This is a genomic window from Coleofasciculus chthonoplastes PCC 7420 (assembly GCF_000155555.1).
In the GTDB taxonomy this organism is placed as follows: Bacteria; Cyanobacteriota; Cyanobacteriia; order Cyanobacteriales; family Coleofasciculaceae; genus Coleofasciculus; species Coleofasciculus chthonoplastes_A.
On the sequence record NZ_DS989868.1, the window covers coordinates 89,339 to 107,503 of the forward strand.

General features: G+C 44.2%; 18 protein-coding genes. All 18 read left to right on the plus strand.

Translation table 11 applies throughout. From position 1 onward, the window contains the following. Window position 1 precedes the first annotated feature (1 nt). The 18 genes from MC7420_RS29075 (at window position 2) to MC7420_RS29160 (ending at window position 18,158) form a co-directional block, all read left to right on the plus strand. Complete coding sequence (locus tag MC7420_RS29075) at window positions 2-958, plus strand: sulfotransferase family protein (RefSeq protein ID WP_006105054.1); 957 nt, start codon at window positions 2-4, stop codon at window positions 956-958. Between the two features lie 50 nt (window positions 959-1,008). After that, a complete protein-coding gene (gene rfbF / locus MC7420_RS29080; RefSeq protein WP_006105189.1) occupies window positions 1,009-1,800 on the plus strand; it encodes a glucose-1-phosphate cytidylyltransferase in 792 nt (263 codons plus the stop codon). Next, entirely contained in the window at window positions 1,800-2,804 is a 1,005-nt protein-coding gene (locus MC7420_RS29085) for a GDP-mannose 4,6-dehydratase (RefSeq protein WP_006105190.1), read from the plus strand. Before rfbF ends, MC7420_RS29085 begins: the two co-directional genes overlap by 1 nt. Window positions 2,805-3,314: 510 nt before the next feature. Beyond that, complete coding sequence (locus MC7420_RS29090) at window positions 3,315-4,244, plus strand: NAD-dependent epimerase/dehydratase family protein (RefSeq protein ID WP_006105052.1); 930 nt, start codon at window positions 3,315-3,317, stop codon at window positions 4,242-4,244. Further along, window positions 4,241-4,654, plus strand: coding sequence for a polysaccharide biosynthesis C-terminal domain-containing protein (locus MC7420_RS29095; RefSeq protein ID WP_044210400.1), 414 nt, complete (start codon window positions 4,241-4,243; stop codon window positions 4,652-4,654). The genes MC7420_RS29090 and MC7420_RS29095 overlap by 4 nt, the downstream gene beginning before the upstream one ends. Before the next feature lie 2 nt (window positions 4,655-4,656). Beyond that, window positions 4,657-5,679: a glycosyltransferase family A protein gene (locus MC7420_RS29100; protein WP_006105016.1), complete on the plus strand. Its 1,023-nt coding sequence runs from the start codon at window positions 4,657-4,659 to the stop codon at window positions 5,677-5,679. Then, a complete protein-coding gene (locus MC7420_RS29105; protein ID WP_044210402.1) occupies window positions 5,676-6,641 on the plus strand; it encodes a hypothetical protein in 966 nt (321 codons plus the stop codon). The genes MC7420_RS29100 and MC7420_RS29105 overlap by 4 nt, the downstream gene beginning before the upstream one ends. A gap of 69 nt (window positions 6,642-6,710) precedes the next feature. Beyond that, complete coding sequence (locus MC7420_RS29110; RefSeq protein WP_071777269.1) at window positions 6,711-7,673, plus strand: sulfotransferase domain-containing protein; 963 nt, start codon at window positions 6,711-6,713, stop codon at window positions 7,671-7,673. A gap of 113 nt (window positions 7,674-7,786) precedes the next feature. Beyond that, window positions 7,787-8,686, plus strand: a complete 900-nt coding sequence (locus MC7420_RS29115) for a hypothetical protein (RefSeq protein WP_006105035.1) — start codon at window positions 7,787-7,789, stop codon at window positions 8,684-8,686. Between the two features lie 46 nt (window positions 8,687-8,732). Next, window positions 8,733-9,704 (plus strand): sulfotransferase, encoded by a 972-nt coding sequence (locus MC7420_RS29120; protein WP_232231811.1) that lies wholly within the window; start codon window positions 8,733-8,735, stop codon window positions 9,702-9,704. A gap of 140 nt (window positions 9,705-9,844) precedes the next feature. Next, a complete protein-coding gene (locus MC7420_RS29125; protein ID WP_006105114.1) occupies window positions 9,845-10,975 on the plus strand; it encodes a glycosyltransferase family 4 protein in 1,131 nt (376 codons plus the stop codon). Between the two features lie 536 nt (window positions 10,976-11,511). Continuing rightward, complete coding sequence (locus MC7420_RS29130) at window positions 11,512-13,200, plus strand: alkaline phosphatase family protein (protein ID WP_006105006.1); 1,689 nt, start codon at window positions 11,512-11,514, stop codon at window positions 13,198-13,200. Window positions 13,201-13,806: 606 nt separating this feature from the next. Then, window positions 13,807-13,920, plus strand: coding sequence for a PEP-CTERM sorting domain-containing protein (locus MC7420_RS44190; protein ID WP_390436050.1), 114 nt, complete (start codon window positions 13,807-13,809; stop codon window positions 13,918-13,920). A gap of 56 nt (window positions 13,921-13,976) precedes the next feature. Beyond that, window positions 13,977-14,306, plus strand: a complete 330-nt coding sequence (locus MC7420_RS41945) for an alkaline phosphatase family protein (protein ID WP_006105184.1) — start codon at window positions 13,977-13,979, stop codon at window positions 14,304-14,306. Then, window positions 14,285-14,569: a hypothetical protein gene (locus MC7420_RS41950; RefSeq protein ID WP_006105094.1), complete on the plus strand. Its 285-nt coding sequence runs from the start codon at window positions 14,285-14,287 to the stop codon at window positions 14,567-14,569. The genes MC7420_RS41945 and MC7420_RS41950 overlap by 22 nt, the downstream gene beginning before the upstream one ends. Window positions 14,570-15,331: 762 nt before the next feature. Continuing rightward, window positions 15,332-16,069: a PEP-CTERM sorting domain-containing protein gene (locus tag MC7420_RS29150; RefSeq protein ID WP_044210406.1), complete on the plus strand. Its 738-nt coding sequence runs from the start codon at window positions 15,332-15,334 to the stop codon at window positions 16,067-16,069. Between the two features lie 402 nt (window positions 16,070-16,471). Continuing rightward, a complete protein-coding gene (locus MC7420_RS29155; protein ID WP_044210408.1) occupies window positions 16,472-17,296 on the plus strand; it encodes a sulfotransferase domain-containing protein in 825 nt (274 codons plus the stop codon). Between the two features lie 40 nt (window positions 17,297-17,336). Then, complete coding sequence (locus MC7420_RS29160; protein WP_006105170.1) at window positions 17,337-18,158, plus strand: sulfotransferase family protein; 822 nt, start codon at window positions 17,337-17,339, stop codon at window positions 18,156-18,158. The last annotated feature ends 7 nt before the right edge of the window (window positions 18,159-18,165 follow it).

Consider the following 18,165-nt stretch of genomic DNA (forward strand, 5'->3'; position numbering starts at 1 on the left):
GATGAAAGCCAATAGTCAGTTAGTTACCGAACCAATCTTTCTCGTTGGTGCAGAACGTTCTGGAACTACAGTTCTCAGGTTAATGCTCGATCACCATCCTAAAATTGCTTGGTGTTATGAATTTGAATATGCTGTTGATAAAGTATCGGATGAGGGTAACTTCCCGTCACTGGAAGACTATTACAAATGGTTAGAAACTCATCGCATCTTTCAGGATACTGGTTTTACCATTGATCGCAGTTTGAGCTATCTGCAACTTTGCCATAGTTTTTTAGTACAAAAACGGGAGCAGGTGGGCAAAAAGCTTGTTGGTGCGACGGTTCACCACCACTTTGATCGATTGCTGAGTATTTTTCCAGATGCCCGTTTCATCCATCTGATTCGTGATGGCAGAGATGTCGCTCGTTCTTGTATCGGAATGGGCTGGGCAGGGAATGTCTATTCTGGTGTAGAACGTTGGATAGAAGCAGAGTTTTTATGGGACAAGCTTAGTCAGAGCATTCCACCGGAAAGGCAAATTGAGGTAACCTATGAAACTTTAATTGAAAAACCCATTGAGACCCTGACACAACTGTGTAATTTTATTGGTGTCCCTTACGACGAGGCAATGTTGAGTTATGCTCAAACAACGACCTATGATTTGCCAGATCCAAGTTTAGTTGGACAATGGCGACGCAAATTGTCTAATGCGGAAATTCAATTGATTGAATCACGAATTGCGAATAGGCTGGTAGAGCGTGGGTATGAACTCAGCGGTTTGCCACCGCTGAATGTTACCCCTGCAATGGAACGACAACTCAAGTTACAAGATTGGTGGGCGCGTGTACAGGTTCGTGTTCAGCGTTATGGAATAGCCCTGTTTCTCTCAGATTACTTGTCGCGCCGTTTCAACATAAATCCATGGCAAAAGCGAGTTAGACAAAAACTCAATGATATAGAGAGAATCCGTCTGAAGTAAAGGTACTAATTTTTTCTATTTTTAAATTTCAAGAGGAGGAGATCAAGAAAATGAACACTATCCCCGTCGCCATCCTATGTGGTGGCAAAGGCACCCGCCTCAAAGAAGAAACCGAATTTCGACCCAAACCCATGGTCAGGGTTGGCGATCGCCCGATGATCTGGCATATCATGAAAACCTACGCCCACTATGGCTTCACCGACTTCCTCCTCTGTTTGGGCTATAAAGGCAACCTAATCCGCGAATACTTCTTCAACTACGACTGGAATCACAACGACGTGATGCTAGAATTAGGAAACAAGCGCGTCACCCGACTCAACTCCAGTCATCCGGAAGAAAACTGGCGGATTTGGTTAATCGACACCGGGCAAGAAACCATGACCGGCGGACGTTTAAAACGCCTCGCCCCCTACCTGGATCAAATTGGGAGTGACCTATTTATGGCGACTTACGGCGATGGTGTCTGTAATGTTAACATAAAAGACCTGCTTGAGTTCCATCGTAGCCACGGCAAACTAGCCACAATGACCGTCGTTCACCCCGCCTCCCGATTTGGGGAAATGAGTATTGAAAACAACCTAGTCACCTTCTTCCAGGAAAAACCCCAAACCAGTGCTGGTTGGATTAACGGTGGTTATTTTGTCTTGCACCGCCAGGTGTTAGAGTTAATTGAGGGAAACGAGACCATCTTTGAGTCAGACCCTTTAAAAGCCTTAGCCGCCAAAGGAGAACTGGCGGTCTACAAGCATGAGAGTTTCTGGCAATGTATGGATACCTATCGCGAACTGGAACTATTGAATAAACTGTATAATTCTGGCAAAGCCCTGTGGAAAGTATGGTAATGGACTCATTTTGGCAAGACCGTTCGGTTTTCGTCACCGGCTGTACCGGACTCCTGGGAAGCTGGATGACGCAAGAATTGGTCAATCGAGGGGCAAATGTGGTCGGCTTAGTGCGAGATTGGGTGCCCCAGTCTCGCTTATTTACAGAAGGATTATCCAAAAAAATAGTCACGGTCTACGGGCGGGTGGAAGATATCGCCACCTTAGAACGAACCCTGAGTGAGTACGAAATCGATACCGTCTTCCATTTGGCCGCCCAAACCATCGTCGGCGTCGCCAACCGAGAACCTCTGGGTACCTTTGAAGCCAATATCAAGGGGACTTGGAACCTCCTAGAAGCCTGTCGCCGCGTGGGGGGAGTCAGTCGTATAGTCGTCGCCTCTAGTGATAAAGCCTACGGCGACCAAGAAATTTTACCTTATGACGAAACTACCCCCCTTCAGGGAGAACATCCCTATGATGTATCCAAAAGTTGTGCGGATTTAATTTGCCGCACCTACTTTGTCAGCTACAAATTACCTGTATGTGTCACCCGCTGCGGTAACTTCTACGGTGGCGGTGATCTCAATTTTAACCGAATTGTCCCTGGCACGATTCGCTCAATTTTACGGGGGGAACGCCCGATTATTCGCAGTGATGGTAGCTATATTCGGGATTATTTCTATGTGAAGGATGGGGTATTAGCCTATTTACATCTCGCCGAACAGATGGAACGCCAGGAGATTTGGGGAGAGGCGTTCAATTTTAGCAATGAACTGCAAATCACAGTGCTAGAGCTGGTTGAGAAGATTATCGGGCTTATGGATAGAAAAGACTTAGAGCCATTGATTCTCAACCAAGTCAAGAATGAAATTATCCATCAATATCTTTCGGCACAAAAGGCACGGCGACTGTTAAACTGGGAACCTGAATACTCCTTAGATGAAGCCTTAAAGGAAACCATCGATTGGTATCGGCGGTTTTTAATGCCACATCCGGAACTGACATCCTCTGTCACTCGTTGACAACCGTAGAGAGATACCGCCGAAACCTTGTAAGGGCGCACAGACGTGCGCCCTATTCTACCATAAAATTTTACCCCCCATTTCATACTATCTATAGCCTTACCAAGACAGGTTAGGAAGTTTTCTAATGTTCCCTGTTCCCCGTTCCCTGTTGGGATTAACTGATCTTACACCGGATCTGGAAAACCTCTCTCCAAACCTCTCTCCTGCAAGGAGAGAGGCTTTGAATTCTCCCCCTTCCGTGCAAAAAAAGCGAAGCATCTTCTGTCCTCCCCCATCGCAGGGGGGAACGAGAGGGGTGGGAAGGAGGCTGGGGGGTTAGGTTTGATATCGATTTTTCTAGATGGCGTGAAGAGTCAGATTAACTGATGTGCTAACGTACCCTCGTAGTGCTATATGTCACAGCAGTAGTAGCGTGACCCACCTAAGCCAGATTGATTACCCTTGTAGGGTAGAACCGACATGAGAGGACACCTGTAAGCGTGCCGCATCTCGGATATAATAACGGTCATGAGTTACCTGAATCAATTAAAAGACCGTCGCGTATTAGTCACGGGCGCCAGCGGTTTCATTGGTCGCCATGTTGTCGAAATGGGTCAAGCGGCTGGCGTGGACATTCACACTCTATCCCGTCACTCAATCGACAAACTGGGAATCACCTCCTGGACAGGAAATTTAACCGACGACAACCGCATCGCCGAAATTATCACCAATCTTCGCCCCGATGGTATCATCCACTTAGCCGCAGGCGGTGTAGCCTATGGTACTGGTAAAGCCCCCGATTTACTCCGAGTCAACACCGTCGGTTTAGGCGTCTTGCTAGAAACCGTTACATCCCTAAAGTTACAGCCATCAATCGTCATCGCCGGGTCAGGATTTGAATACGCCCCGCAAAATCGCCCCCTCAAAGAAACTGACCCCATCGCCCCTCCCTCCGCCTATGGCGTATCCAAAGCCGCCTCAACCCTCCTCGCCCAACTCTACGCCACTCAGTTACCGATTACCATCCTGCGCTTATTCAGTATCTATGGTCCAGGGGAGAAAGAACCCCGCCTCACCCCTTATATCATCGCTCAAGCCCAACGGGGTCAACCTGTAGAAATCACCGCTGGCGAACAACGTCGCGATTATACTTATGTCAAAGATGTTGCCCAAGCCTTTTGGCGGGCATTAGCAATTCCCCCGGATAACCAGCAACTTCGGGTATTAAATGTGGCGTCTGGTCAAACCATTACCCTACGGGATTTTATCCAAGCAATTGCCGATGAACTCAGCCGCTATCATATCACCACTGACCTGCGATTTGGGGCTAAACCCTACCGACCCAATGAACTGATGAACTATACTGCAGATATCAGCCAACTCCAAGACCATCTCAATTGGTTACCCCCAACCTCCCTCCAACAAGGACTAGCGGAAATGGTAGAGGAACAACTGTGAATAAACTAGACCAAGTTACCTTAATCCCCAGAACATTGAGACGTGACGACCGAGGTTGGTTCCTCAAAGTCATCGACGGCAAAGAAGAAGGACTCCCCCATCACACCGGCGAAGTTTACCTCACTCTGGCTGTACCCGGTCAAAACCGGGGCGGTCATTACCACATCAAAGCCCATGAATGGTTTACCGTGGTTCAAGGTAGCGCCTTGGTCAGTTTAGCCGATACCTCTACCCATGAACAACGACAGATGACCTTAACTGCTACTGAACCCGTCACCCTCGTGGTTCCGCCCGGTATTGCCCATATCTTTCGCAATCCCCCAGATAGCCAGGAGCCGATGCTCTTAGTCGCCTACTCAGATGAATTATACGACCCCGCTGACACCATTCCCTATTCTTTCAACTCATAAGCATGACCACTCAGCTTGACATTCAACGTCCAACCCAACACGCTATTGGCATTCAGCCCACAGTGACGCTGCTGATTCCCGTGTATAAAGGGGGTGCGTACTGGCAAGAGTGCTGGCAGAGTGTCACCCCACTGGCACATAAGTTTGATCGCATCCTGGTTAGTTTTAATTATAGTGAGTTACAACAGCAAGACTTGCAGGTGGTTGAAGCCGATAAACCGGATAACCTAGAGGTTATCGTTCAACCCCAACTCCTCCCCACCATCACCGCCCATATTGTCTCCCTGCTTGACCATATTTACACCGATTACATTTTTTTCCTATGTGCTGATGATTGGCTGCTGGAAGCGGGAGTAGTAGAAGCCTTGGAACTGTTACGGAATCATGCTGATCAAAACCTATCAATCGTCGGGTCTCATGAATGGCATGAAACCGCTGACTTCTATTCCATCGTAACCCAACATCTATCGACGTTTCCTGAAGGAATTAAGGCGTCTGACTATATCCGTATGGATATGGATAGTCGCTTAACCATCCAATTATCGGGTCTAATTACATCAGCATCCAGTTTAAAGCGCTGTCAGCCAATGATGAAGATGTTTTCCACAGGCTGGCGCTTGGATGACTTTGTCGCGGTTCACCCCGGAATTGATCGATTGTGGCAAAGCTTACAACCCAGCGTTAAGATTAGGAGACATCCAGGACAAGTTAGCGCACAAGGCGCTCAAGTCAGATCCACTATAGTGACAGACAATACCAGCTACTATTTGATTCAAGGATTACATAGTTCAGATTCTCAATTTATATCCCGTGCCGTGGAAACAGTTTATCAAATTTGGGATAGAAATAAACCTAATTTCTTCCAGGCTGTTTTGCATATTCTGCGCGTCCTCTTAGCTAGCTTAACGTGGCGCAACTGTCCGGGTCGGGTAAAGACGATAGGCTATTTATGGCTATATGCGCCCCAAGTCTGGTCAGTAGTTTTTAATCAAGTCTTTTCCAAGATAAGGAGATTAACTCCATGAAGATAGTCTTGACTGTTTGTTCTTTAGCGAATCAAGATGATTTAGATAGTAAGAGCGAAACCTACCTGGCTCATCAAAAGGAATTATCTCCCCTCAATCAATTAAAATCCCGATGGCAAGACTTAGGGTTTCATGTTCTAACTCGTCAGCAACTTTCTTTCGAGCAAACTGATATTGCTGTATTCTGGAATATAGACAAAAGCTCGTATAAAGAATGTCTTTCCCTACCCGAACAAGTCCCTTGCCTGCTTATCTTCAATCAATCTCCTCTGGTTGGAGGATATAAGAAGTTGAAGGCTCTTTCGAGTAAACGATGGCTAGCGGTTTTAACCTGGAATCGCTCCTTCCAAGCTGATCACATTTTCCACTATGATATTCCTTTTTTCTACGAAAAATCAGTGAGCGAAAAAAAAGCTTCGGAATCCCTTGTAGATTCTTTAAGTTTGACCGAGAATTCTGCACGAGGAGTCGCGTTTAGAAATGCTCAAAATGACACAAGGGGACTAATCCCTAAGGTTAATTCGCTTTGTCGAGAATTAGCCAATAGTGGATATATAGATCTAGTGGAAGGGAGAGAGGTTTTATCACAACGGGAAATAGAAAAAAAATATCACTACTCCCTCGTTGCTGAGGATGCACTTTGTCCCGGCTACGTCACCCAAAAACTAGCGGATAGTATTATCGCGGGAATTCCCGCAATTTACTTGGGCGATTTCACCACAGCAGAACGCAGATTTCCAGGGTGTTTTGTTCGGCTGAAGGATTTATCAGTGGATTCCTTCATGCAAGCCAAGCAAGAGTTGCTAGAAAGCTATGATAACCTACATCAGAACATTGTCAGCGTCCGCCAAGAATCTCACACTTGGGGACAAAACTTCTTAGAGGTGGTTGCGAAAGCGGTAATTGATGTAAAAAAACAGAAAATCCCTATCGGAGGACGCAGCATTTGTCGGGGAAACTAGAGGGTTTAGCCCTAAATAAGGGAAAACCCATCCCAATCCTATCGTGCTTGACACCCTTTTATATCTAATATGACTACAATTTATTTACACATTGGTTTGCCAAAAACAGGGACAAGTTCTATACAAAGTTTTTTACTAGACAACAGGGACAATTTATTGGATAAAGGTTTTTTATATCCCCTCACCGGTAGACCTAATGCTAGTTCTTTCCCGCAAATCCGTGTGGGTCACCACAAGCTAGCCCATGAATTAACCCAAGAAGAAACAGGCATTTTGCCTTCCTCTGTCTGGGAGGATGTTCAGCAAGAAATTAAGACGCTTGGTAGTGAAAATGTTATTATCAGCGCCGAATATTTTACTCTAATATTAGAGTCGGAGAAAATTTCTAACTTAAAAAATTATCTATCCGAGTATGAAACTAAAATTGTCATTTATCTCAGAAAGCAAGATGACTATTTGACATCTCTTTATTGTGAAAAAGTAAAGATGGGTTTAGAAAGCTGTACCCTTCAGGAGTTTATTAAAGAAAACAAGCCTTACGGAGATTATTACAATTTACTTCAAATGTGGCGTCAATACTTTGGTCAAGAAAATTTAATCATTAGAGTCTATGAAAAAAGCCAATTTAAAAATGGATTAATCAATGATTTTCTAAATTCGATTGATTTCCCTCTAGAGGCAAGTCAAATGAAGTACAATTCTTTTTCTCTTTCTTCTAATGTTTCCCAAAGCAGAAAAGCGACAAAGATAATGCAACGTTTGAATAAAATCAATGGAGGTAATACGGCTATTCAGAAGCGCCTAAAAAGGAAAATGGTCAGCTTATACCATGACGTTTTATCCACTGATAATTCAGTATCAAACTTAATCTTGAAAATACCTAATTCAATAATCAGCGATGAGTTAATTTCAGTTCAAGATAGAATTAACCTTTTGCAGGAATTTGCAGAATCCAATCGCCGAGTAGCCCAGGAGTATCTTGAACGAGAAAGCGGTCAACTGTTTTACTCCACTTTAGAGCCAATTATTTAGGCGGTATTGTCTAAGGTTTGACGATTTAAACGATTAGGAAAGCGTGGTATTTAAATTTAGCCAAGGTACTAGAAACTGGATGTCCTACTAAGTTATCCTTAAGCATAATCAATATGACTACAATTTATCTTCACATTGGCACCCACAAAACGGGAACAACAACTATACAGAAATTCTTGTCAAGAAATAGGCAAAACCTTTTATCAAAACGTGTTTTATACCCATCATCCCCAGTGAGTCACCATGATTTGCTTCAAAATAAGGGTAAAGATAAACCTTGGGGTCTCAATTTTGATGCATGGGAATATCTGCTCAAAGAAATTAAGTCTGAAAAGCCTGACAAAGCTGTAATCAGTTCAGAAAACTTTAGTCGATTATACTTTGATGATGTTAGTAAACTGAGAGATTATATGTCGGAATTCTGCCCGAAAATAATCGTTTATCTAAGAAGGCAGGATGAGTATTTTAGCTCTTTGTACTGTCAAGCCATAAAAACAGCTCACCATTGGGATAGTGTTAAAAAGCATATTTTAGATAATAAAGCTTATGCTGATTATTATCAAATTTTAGAGCCGTGGAAACAGGCATTTGGCAAGGAGAATATAATTGTTAGAGTGTATGAAAAAGAGCAGTTATCAGAGGGATTGCTTAATAATTTCTTGCAGTCTATAAACCTAGATACCAATAAATTAGAGTTTAAGAAAGGTCAGTCCAGTAATATTTCGCCATCTATAAAAAAAATAAAAATCATCCGCTTGTTGAATAATATAACAATAGGTATGATGTCTATAGAAAAGAAAAAGGTGACTGGACTATACTATAGATTTTTAATATCTGAGAATCCAATTTCAAGGCTAATAGGAAAATTGCCTGACTTTTTAATCAGCAATGAATTAATGTCAACTCAAGAGCGAATTAATCTCCTTAAGGAATTTGAAGAATCAAATCAAAAAGTAGCTAAAGAGTATCTGGGGCGGCAAGATGGTAAATTGTTTTACACCACTCCGGTTTAGGTCTGCTTAAGCCCTAATCAGCTATAAAAACATGAAACACAAGGCGATGGAATCAAACTATATTTTAATTGTCGGACAAGGGCGTTCTGGAACAAACTGGTTGCTCGACCTCCTCGACCTAAGCCCCCATACTCATTGTCGCAATGAACTGGATAAGTTAAAGGACTCCTCTCTCGCCCAACTTCCCTCGCCTACTGTCCGACACCCCCTTGATGATTCTTTCCCATCGGAGTGGGATCAAGCCGTTGCCTCCGCTAGCTTAAGTATGGGCGATCGCGACAGAATTGGCACTCGTCGGAAGTCCCATATCTATGAACCTGTGCGTCGGTTAGGCGGTGGTTTGATTCTGGGTAAACGTGGGGGACGTCAGTTCCTTTCCTCTGTATTTCCTCGGTTAGGACAACCGGAATGGTTAGTACCGTGGTGGTTTGCTCACCCGGATGCCCTGAAGCAGGCTTTGACTGTTTTAAAAATTAACATGGCACCAGCCTGGGCGGATTGGGTTTTACGCAACCGTCCTGATGTTCTAGTGATTCATATTGTCCGACATCCGGGCGGATTTTTGAATTCGATGAGTCGTCGCTATTGGGCAGATCAGGATATTACGGTGGTTAAGCAGGATAACCGGGAACGCCTCAGGGAAATTGTTAAACATGAACCCGAATGGGCTGAACGGTTTGGTGAGATAGACGCCATGTCTGTCGAGGAATCGGAGTTGTGGTATTGGCGCTATGCTAGCGAAACCATTCATACTACAGGTGAGGGACGTCCCAACTATGTGCAGCTTGTCTACGAGGACTTGGTTGCTAATCCTATTGAGGTGGCGAAGCATGTTTATGAGAAATGTCATCTACCCTGGACAAAGGACATCGAAGCGGAGATAGCTGAAAGTGCATCAAGTTCTAACGCGATCGCGACGGCATGGTATAAGAAGTTAGAGCCAGAGCAGATCGAGTTAGTCCAGCGCATTCTGGATAGCAGCTTGATGTCTCAGTGGTGGGACAACCAGTCGCCTTGAACGGCTGAAAACTCGGGTCAGAGGAGCTTACCCAGTCTTTAAGAAGGAAGAAGGTTTACGTGAAGCGATATTCTACTAAATTACGTTATACTTTGGGCAAAAAAATATAATTTCTCGGAAACTATTCAGGTAGGTCAACAATGCCAAGCTATCGAGTTGGATTTTTATCGTCTCGTAATTACTTAGATAGAAATGCCTTTTCGGGTACCCTCAACTCGATGTATAGAGCATTAAAAGCAACCGACCTTCAGGTGGTGGAGTTAGGAAATCCCCAAACCCCTTATCGCTGGCGGCAAATTTGGCATCGGGTAATGAAAAATAAGACGTCTCGGAAAATAGGTTCCCCAGATTATCTGGTTGAGTATACTAAATTTGCTTATGAGGTACAAAAGCAGCTTATTCAACGAACTTGTGATGTCCTATTTGCTCCCGTTGCTTCAGAAGAATTAAGTTTCTTTCAAACCAATTTGCCAATTGTTTATTGTTCAGATACTACCTTAAAACTATATCAAAAATATTATTCTTTAAATTTAGATAATCAAGAAATAGAATGGAAAGAACGGCTAGAAAGGATAACCCTCTCAAAAGTCAGTAAATTAGTTTATTCCTCCGAGTGGGCAGCTTATTCAGCTATAGAAGATTACCAGGCGGATGCGGCTAAGGTTGAGGTAATTCCCTTTGGTGCAAATTTAGATGACCCGCCTTCAGCGGAGCAAGCCCTATCCCGAAAACTGGGTTCACCCTGTCAGTTGTTATTTGTGGGCAAAGATTGGCAGAGGAAGGGGGGAACTATTGCCTTTGAAACCCTAGTGGCTTTACTTCAGCGAGGGGTAGAGGCGGAGCTAGTGGTTGTGGGAACGGTGCCGCCGGTTAAGCATGAAAAATTGACGGTGATTCCTTATTTAAATAAAAATGTACCCCAGCAGCGACAAAAACTGAATGAGTTGTTTCTGAAGTCACATTTTTTTGTTTTCCCTACTCGTGCAGAATGTTCACCCATTGTGATTTGTGAAGCCAATGCGTTTGGTTTACCCGTGTTGACCACGGATGTGGGTGGTATTCCAACGATTGTCAAGTCGGGGGAAAATGGTTATATGTTATCGCTTTCGGCGTCAGGAGCGGAGTATGCTCGTTTAATTGCGGATATCGTTTCAGAACCGAATCGCTATGAGCAGTTGGTTCATTCTTGTCGGCGGGAATATGATCAGCGTTTGAATTGGGATAAGTGGGGGGAAAGAATGTCTCAGATCATTGGAGATATGCTGGATTGAGAAGCCCTGGCGACTCGAAGTCGCTGCTACACAAACCAAGTCCGCCTGCGCGGACTGGATTAGAAAGGGTACGGTGTCAACCCGTAGGGTGCGTTAGCGAAGCGTAACGCACCGTATATCAAGGCTTTTGGGGTTACTACTGGCATGACACAGCTAAAATTGTGGAAGAGATTTTACCATTGAATCGGGCGCAAAGCTTTGCGCCCCTAAGGTTTCCCTTACTTTTCACGGGATCTGGAAAACCTCTCTCCAAACCTCTCTCCTGCAAGGAGAGAGGCTTTGAATTCTCCCCCTTCCCTGCGAGGGAAGGGAGCTGGGGGGTTAGGTTTGATATCGATTTTTCTAGAGGACGTGAAAAGTCAGTACGGTTTCTGGGCGTAATTCTAATCCATCAAATAAGGTGTGCCACGCCACTACACCCTATTCCACAGTGGTTACAGCACTGTTGCCAGCCACAAAACTATAGTATTTACTCAATCTCCAATCTTCTGCTAAATTGTAGACACAGAATATTGCACTCAACCGAGGCTAACTTCATGGTCAAGGGCAAGCATCCGGTTATCGCCATCGGGCTAGATGCCGCTGAGCCGTCCCTACTGGAAAAGTGGATGGCGCAAGGATACCTAAAAAATCTTAGCCGTCTGCGGCAGCAGGGTATCTATGGGCGTCTGGATAATTTCCGAGACTCGAATGTGGAAACCGCCTGGACAACCTTTGCTACCGGGAATCCACCTCAAAAGACGGGGTTTTGGGCGCACATGGGATTGCGGGAAGGAACATACAACTTTGAAACCCTCGCGGCGTATGATTTTCAAGAATATCCTGCCTTTTACGCCTTGGGTGAGGAGTATCGAGTCGCCGCATTTGACGTTCCCCAGGTGCGGCTGACCGATAAGATTAATGGGGTACAGGTTGGTGCTTGGGGAGCGCACTCTCCTCAAGTCGAAAGTGGTTCAATACCCAAATCCCTGTATCAAGAATTGGTTGATCAGCATGGCGCCAGTCCAGCATTGCACAACGATTATTCGGTGTGTCTGGATTTGCCGAAAACCTTTCAGGTTGAGGAACGGTTAAAGGTTGGCATTGAACGGCGATCGGCGATTTGCCAGGATTTGTTAGAACGGGAAAACTGGGACTTATTTTTGACGGTATTCAACGACCCACATTCTGGGGGTCATCTGTTTTGGCACTTGAGTCAACCGGATCATCCGTTGTATGAATCTCTAAGATCCCGTGTTTCCCATGACCCCTTGCTGGCAGTTTACCAGGAAATGGATCGTGCGATCGGGGAGATTTTGAGTAAGGCGCCTGATGATGCTTATATTGTTCTGTTTTCTGCTCATGGTACGGGCGCCGCGACGATTGATTTACCCAGCTTTGTCTATCTGCCTGAGTTTCTTTATCGCTATAATTTTCCCGGTAAATGGGGACTTGGCTACGCAAAAACTTCAGATCCCTTGCCACCCCTGTTAACCAAGATGAAATGGAACTGGTGGGAGCGGCATTTATGGGGAACGAAGTACGATCCGAATCCCATTCGACGTTTTCTGCGGCGGGAAACGCCGTCTCGACTGTTTAAGTTGATTGAACCCTGGCTTGATTCGACTCAGGAACCGGATTTAATCTCCTCATTCCAACTTAAACGCCAAGGGGAGCGAGTGGTACCGTGGAATCCAGCTCAATGGTATAAACCCCTGTGGCCCTCAATGAAGGCATTTGCCCTACCCAGTTTTGCTGAAGGGTATGTAAGGATTAATCTTCAGGGGCGAGAACCGCAAGGGATTGTGCCACCGTCGGAGTATCATGCTCTGTGTGATGAGTTGTGTGAGAAGCTTTATGCGCTCAAAGATGCCCGTAAGGGGATACCGATGGTTAAGCGGATTGTGCGGACGAGGAACTATCCGAATGAGCGTGATCCGAAGTTGCCGGATGCTGATTTGATTGTGGTATGGCAGGAAGAGTATCCTACGGATGTGATGGATAGTCCTGAGTATGGGCGGTTTGGTCCTCTACCGCCTTATCGGGGAGGGAGTCATCGTCCAGAAGGGTTTATTATGGCGTTGGGTTCGGGTATTGAGGCGGGGTCGAGTTTATCAGAAGGTCATGTCATGGATTTGGGTCCAACGATTCTAGAGTTGATGGGTGCGCCGATTCCGGAACGGTTGCAGGGGAAACCTTTACCCCTGGGAAGGAGTGAAGCTGTCATGGATAGCGCGATAACTTAACCAAGTAGTTGAAGCAAGCAAGGGATTGGTATTGATGCATCGCCCAAGATGACACAAACAAAAATAATCAATACCCTCATTAAAGGTTTACCCTTAGCCGCTCTTAGCGCTACCGTGCTAGCTGCTCACCCATCAGATGCAGCCATTATTAGAAGCAACGTTGAGGGAGGATATGTAAATCAACCGGGAGCATCCCAATTTGGCGCGTTAGCTGTTTTTAGGGGGCTGAAACCCTTGAAATATCGTTGCTTTTGGGAATAGTGTTTCCAAAATGGGATGCTCCCAATCAACCTCCAGGTAATTTGGAATTAAAAATTATTGAGCCACCTCCGCAAGGGATAATCTTGGGTAATTTTGATAATTTTGATGGCGGAAACTTGACAGTTTGAATGGTCGGGTCAAATCCAATTTGACGCACCAATTCTTGGTATAGTTAGCGGTTATAGTAATGGTCGCTATCAACCGACTACCCAATTAGTAGGTTTGGACAATACTAACTATCAAATTTCGGCTGGTTTAGATCGAAAACAGGGTGATGTCGTGACGTTTGAAGACAATCTATTAACATTTTTTATAGAGGCTCGCTCAGGAACCGAGCCATTTCGGGTGATCACCTCTGGAAGCCCAGTCGTAGCTTCCGTACCTGAACCGCTCACTATTCTTGGCTCTGGTATAGCTCTGGGGTTCTGGATGCTCTTCAGAAGAATGAAGCAGCAATAATATAAGATTTAAGATAATAGTCTTTAAAGCCGATTCGGCAAAAATACCTAACTACCATGACTCCAGCAAAAATTCTTTTTATTGGTATTGATGGAGCAGACAGAGATCTAATCCTGCAGTGGGCAGATGAGGGTTTGCTGCCGACTTTCCAATCTCTGCTGAAAAAAGGGGCTTGGGGAATCACTCATGACCCACCCGGAATCAATGGTTGCCACTGGCCTACTTTTTTAAGTGGCGTTTCACCCGCTCAACATGGTCGTTATTGGGCGCAGCAGATTCAACCAGGTACTTATGAGATAAAACCGTTTGGGTTTCCCTGGGAACCCTTCTGGAATGTTCTCAGTCGAGCCGGTCGTAACGTCCCATGGGTCATCCTGATATTTTAGTTGAGTGGAACCGGAATGCGCCCATTGCTTCTGTTTCCTCTGCCAAAATCGGGAAAATTGACAAGGTTTATTGGGATAGCCGGACTGGAGATCACAAACCGGGTGGGCTTTTCTGTGTTTTAGGATCATGCATTGAACCCAAGCGACTCAAACAGCCTATATCGCTGATAGACTTGGCACCAACAATTGCTTCTCTGCTGGATGTGCAACTTCCCAAGAGCGATGGACAACCGATTTCAGGGGTTTTTTCCAAGCCTAAATAGGGGCTGCTGAATAAGTCTTGTGGTGGCGAGAGGCAACAGGCAACAGGCAACAGGCAACAGTTTCAACCCCCTGCCAGGGGAAGATCCTGCGATCACGGAGTTCAAAATCCAAGGATTTTGAACTCAAGGGTGTAAAAACCTTGCACTTTCTGGGTGAAAAAAGGGATTGGAACCCTTGTATAGTATAGCTTCCAGATTAATTCAGCAGACCCTAAATAGAGGTATGGAGAAAAAGGTTCTTTACATTTTGCACCGCTCTCAACAAGGCGAAACACCTAACACCCCAAACCCCTTACCACCCCCTCTCCCAAAAAATTGTTAAGAAAGATGTGACTAATGCATAGCTTTTAGGGGAGGGGTCAAATGGCTAATTGAAAATGGTGCAAGATATCTGTGTACCCAACTTATCGCCAAAGTTGCTCTTGGTAACTCTTTACTCTAGCGCTCAGCCTATTCATCAAGTTAACTTTACACAATCTTCATACATAATATATACATATTTTACACAAGCTTTATATTCCCATCTGGCTGGATTTGCTATCGTTGAACATAAGCTCTTCCCCTAGGCGGAGGAAATTGGTGTACAACAATTGTAGAAATAAAGTAACACTCTGGCTGTTGCAACAACCTGTCTGTCAGCAGGGAGTTACGGCAACCAGAGCCAGGAATGACCCCACTGGGGAACATCCATCGCCCGACTTAATGGGACAATTTAACAGAAGAATCAAGTCAAAGGACTCGAAGATGACACAGGTAACAACAATGAATACCCTAGTAAAATGTTTACAGCTAGCTGCTGTTAGCTTGACTGTACTTGCAGCTAACCAGGCTCAGGCAGCAATAGTTGGAGGTTCTGCTAATTTACTGACTAGGAGCGGACTTCCTATCGAACCCGTGGATATCACAGTCCTTGATCCTGCTCCCTCAACTGTACAATTGAACTTGCTTGAAAGTAAGAATGTTTTATCTTTTAATGAACAGCAGAATGTTACCCTCTCTGAGGACGTTATGGCATGGGATGGATTTGATCTGTCAAAAGCAAACATTGATCCGAACGTTCTGATTCCTACTGGTTCTTCTGTCAATAGTCACTTTCTATTCTTCGATCCACCAGGGGATGGGCGTACTTACTGGGAGGGTACAATCGAGTTTGACAGCGAAATTTTAGGTATTGTAGGGCATAGATTTCAGTTTAAATCCACTAGTAACCTACTGGGTTTAGCAGATACTACCTACAATTTAAATGGCAGGGGTTTAGATACAAATAACACAAGAGATGAACTCACTGATGTGGTTAGTTTTGACGGAAATACTTTATCATTCTATATATCAGCAGGTCCTCTGGGATTAGATCCAATACGAGTGATTACCAATGGAAGTCAAGCCACTGCTGTTCCTGAACCCCTGACTGTACTTGGTACAGGTACAGCACTAGGATTTATCCCCTTGCTCAAACGCGCCTATTCCCGCAAACAGAAGAAGACCAAGAAAAAAGGTTAATAAACCGGGAGCATCCCAGTTTTGCACGTTAGCTGTTTTAAATGCGCTGAAACCATTGCAGTGCCGTGACCTTGGGGAATGCTTTTTCCAAAACGGGATGCTCCCAATAAACCAGCTAGTCTCATTATATGGACTATCGAACAGCGGCGAAGAGCTTCCAGAGTTATCTATTGTACATTCACCACCATGCAACTCCATCACTCTATCGCCGCTTCCGTGTATTTATACTAAGTAGGTGGACACAATTAAACTTAACGGTTGAGATTAGGGAACAGGGAACAGTAAGGGTTTGAGGGCGGTTTACAGAACTTAATACAGTACCGTTTTCTTTTGTCCGACTACTTATATACTGAATATAATAATAAAATCACCGCTATCCTGACTATACATGGAAATTCATCAATGATAAAGCGATTGATCAAGGATATCACCTATCCAATCATTAAGTCCAGACCTGACTTTTTGATTATTGGAGAGCAGAAGGCTGGAACTACCTCCTTATATAACTATCTAACTCAACATCCCCAAATCTTTGGCAACATTGGCTGGAAAGAAGTTCGTTATTTTGATAGACCCGAACATTACAATCTGGGCTTTGGTTGGTATTTAGGGCATTTTCCCTCTAAACTTCGGAAAGGAGATAAACTGACCTGTGATGCCTCACCTAACTACCTTTCTTACGAATTTGTTCCTGAACGGATTAAAAAAGATTTAGGAAACCTTAAAATGATTGCCGTATTGAGAGAACCAGTCTCTCGTGCTTATTCAGCATGGCAGATGTTTCATAGTTTTGCCGATATTGATAATGCTCATTTAAGGCGATTTTATGACAAAAGAACTTTTGCAGAGGCGATTGAAGAAGAATTCAGCCCAAATTTCGATCATGCGAAATACCCTTTTCGTTATGATTATGTGGGTAGAGGTAAATATGGACAAAATTTAGAAAATTATTATAACTATTTTGATAAAGAAAGTATTTTAGTTCTCAATATGGATCAGTTCCGTACCGATTTAGGGATAGTACTAAATCAGGTATGCGATTTTTTAGAAATAGAACAATTTTCTCAGGGAACACTTCAAAGTTTACAGCAGGAAAAGTATAATAAAGGTAAGTATAAATTTAAAAAAAATCCTGCCGATGAGGAAAAGCTAGAGTTTCTGAAACGTTATTTTGTTCCTTTTAATGAAAAGCTGTATACCCTGTTAGGGGAGCGCTATAATTGGTGAAACTGGTTCGGTTAAAGTTTCTCTGGCTAAGAATGACTCAATGATAAAACAAGCAATCAAAAAAGTCGTCTATCCCATCTATCCAATTATTAAGTCTCAACCGGACTTTTTAGTAATTGGAGTGCAAAGAGCAGCAACAACTTCACTGTATCGCTATCTCATTCAGCATCCTCAAATCCTCGTCACCCATAAAAGTCGAGAAACCTACTACTTTGACAACCCTGGCAACCATCGTAAAGGCTTCGGCTGGTACGTAGGTCATTTCCCATCCAAGCTGCGGAAAGGGGATAAGCTAACCTTTGAAGATTCCCCCAGTTATCTCTACTATAAGCATATCCCGAAGCTCATCAAGCAAGACTTGGGCAATATTAAGATGATTGCCATCCTGAGAAATCCTGTCGATCGCGCTTATTCAGCATGGCAGATGTATCATAGCTATTCCAGTCTACCTCTGAAACATTTGAGAGAACGGGCTGATCAAAGAACCTTTGCTCAAGCCATTGAACAAGAATTTAATCCAGAATTACCTCTCCCTAAATATCCTTATAACTATCTAGACCGGGGAAAGTATGGGCAACAACTCGAAAATTACTATACTTATTTTGACAAAAATAATATTCTCGTCTTGAACTTCGAGCAGTTGAGCAACGATTTAGGTTCAGCCCTCCAGCAAATCTGCGATTTTTTAAACATCGAACCCTTTCCGGATGAGAAAATCAAGCAGTTTCAAAACGAAAAATATGCCGCAGCAAAGTATGTGAGAAGTTCTGGCGATGAGCAAGTCCTGGAACGACTAAAGAATTATTTTGTTCCGTTTAATGAGAAGCTATATGAACTTTTAGGGACTCGTTATACCTGGTGAGGAGAGC

Excerpts from the sequence above, each read along its gene's own strand:
- MC7420_RS29075 (WP_006105054.1), top strand. The coding sequence starts at position 2 with ATGAAAGCCAATAGTCAGTTAGTTACCGAACCAATCTTTCTCGTTGGT.
- rfbF (WP_006105189.1), top strand. The coding sequence starts at position 1,009 with ATGAACACTATCCCCGTCGCCATCCTATGTGGTGGCAAAGGCACCCGC.
- MC7420_RS29085 (WP_006105190.1), top strand. The coding sequence starts at position 1,800 with ATGGACTCATTTTGGCAAGACCGTTCGGTTTTCGTCACCGGCTGTACC.
- MC7420_RS29090 (WP_006105052.1), top strand. The coding sequence starts at position 3,315 with ATGAGTTACCTGAATCAATTAAAAGACCGTCGCGTATTAGTCACGGGC.
- MC7420_RS29100 (WP_006105016.1), top strand. The coding sequence starts at position 4,657 with ATGACCACTCAGCTTGACATTCAACGTCCAACCCAACACGCTATTGGC.
- MC7420_RS29105 (WP_044210402.1), top strand. The coding sequence starts at position 5,676 with ATGAAGATAGTCTTGACTGTTTGTTCTTTAGCGAATCAAGATGATTTA.
- MC7420_RS29110 (WP_071777269.1), top strand. The coding sequence starts at position 6,711 with ATGACTACAATTTATTTACACATTGGTTTGCCAAAAACAGGGACAAGT.
- MC7420_RS29115 (WP_006105035.1), top strand. The coding sequence starts at position 7,787 with ATGACTACAATTTATCTTCACATTGGCACCCACAAAACGGGAACAACA.
- MC7420_RS29120 (WP_232231811.1), top strand. The coding sequence starts at position 8,733 with ATGGAATCAAACTATATTTTAATTGTCGGACAAGGGCGTTCTGGAACA.
- MC7420_RS29125 (WP_006105114.1), top strand. The coding sequence starts at position 9,845 with ATGCCAAGCTATCGAGTTGGATTTTTATCGTCTCGTAATTACTTAGAT.
- MC7420_RS29130 (WP_006105006.1), top strand. The coding sequence starts at position 11,512 with ATGGTCAAGGGCAAGCATCCGGTTATCGCCATCGGGCTAGATGCCGCT.
- MC7420_RS41945 (WP_006105184.1), top strand. The coding sequence starts at position 13,977 with ATGACTCCAGCAAAAATTCTTTTTATTGGTATTGATGGAGCAGACAGA.
- MC7420_RS41950 (WP_006105094.1), top strand. The coding sequence starts at position 14,285 with ATGGGTCATCCTGATATTTTAGTTGAGTGGAACCGGAATGCGCCCATT.
- MC7420_RS29150 (WP_044210406.1), top strand. The coding sequence starts at position 15,332 with ATGAATACCCTAGTAAAATGTTTACAGCTAGCTGCTGTTAGCTTGACT.
- MC7420_RS29155 (WP_044210408.1), top strand. The coding sequence starts at position 16,472 with ATGATAAAGCGATTGATCAAGGATATCACCTATCCAATCATTAAGTCC.
- MC7420_RS29160 (WP_006105170.1), top strand. The coding sequence starts at position 17,337 with ATGATAAAACAAGCAATCAAAAAAGTCGTCTATCCCATCTATCCAATT.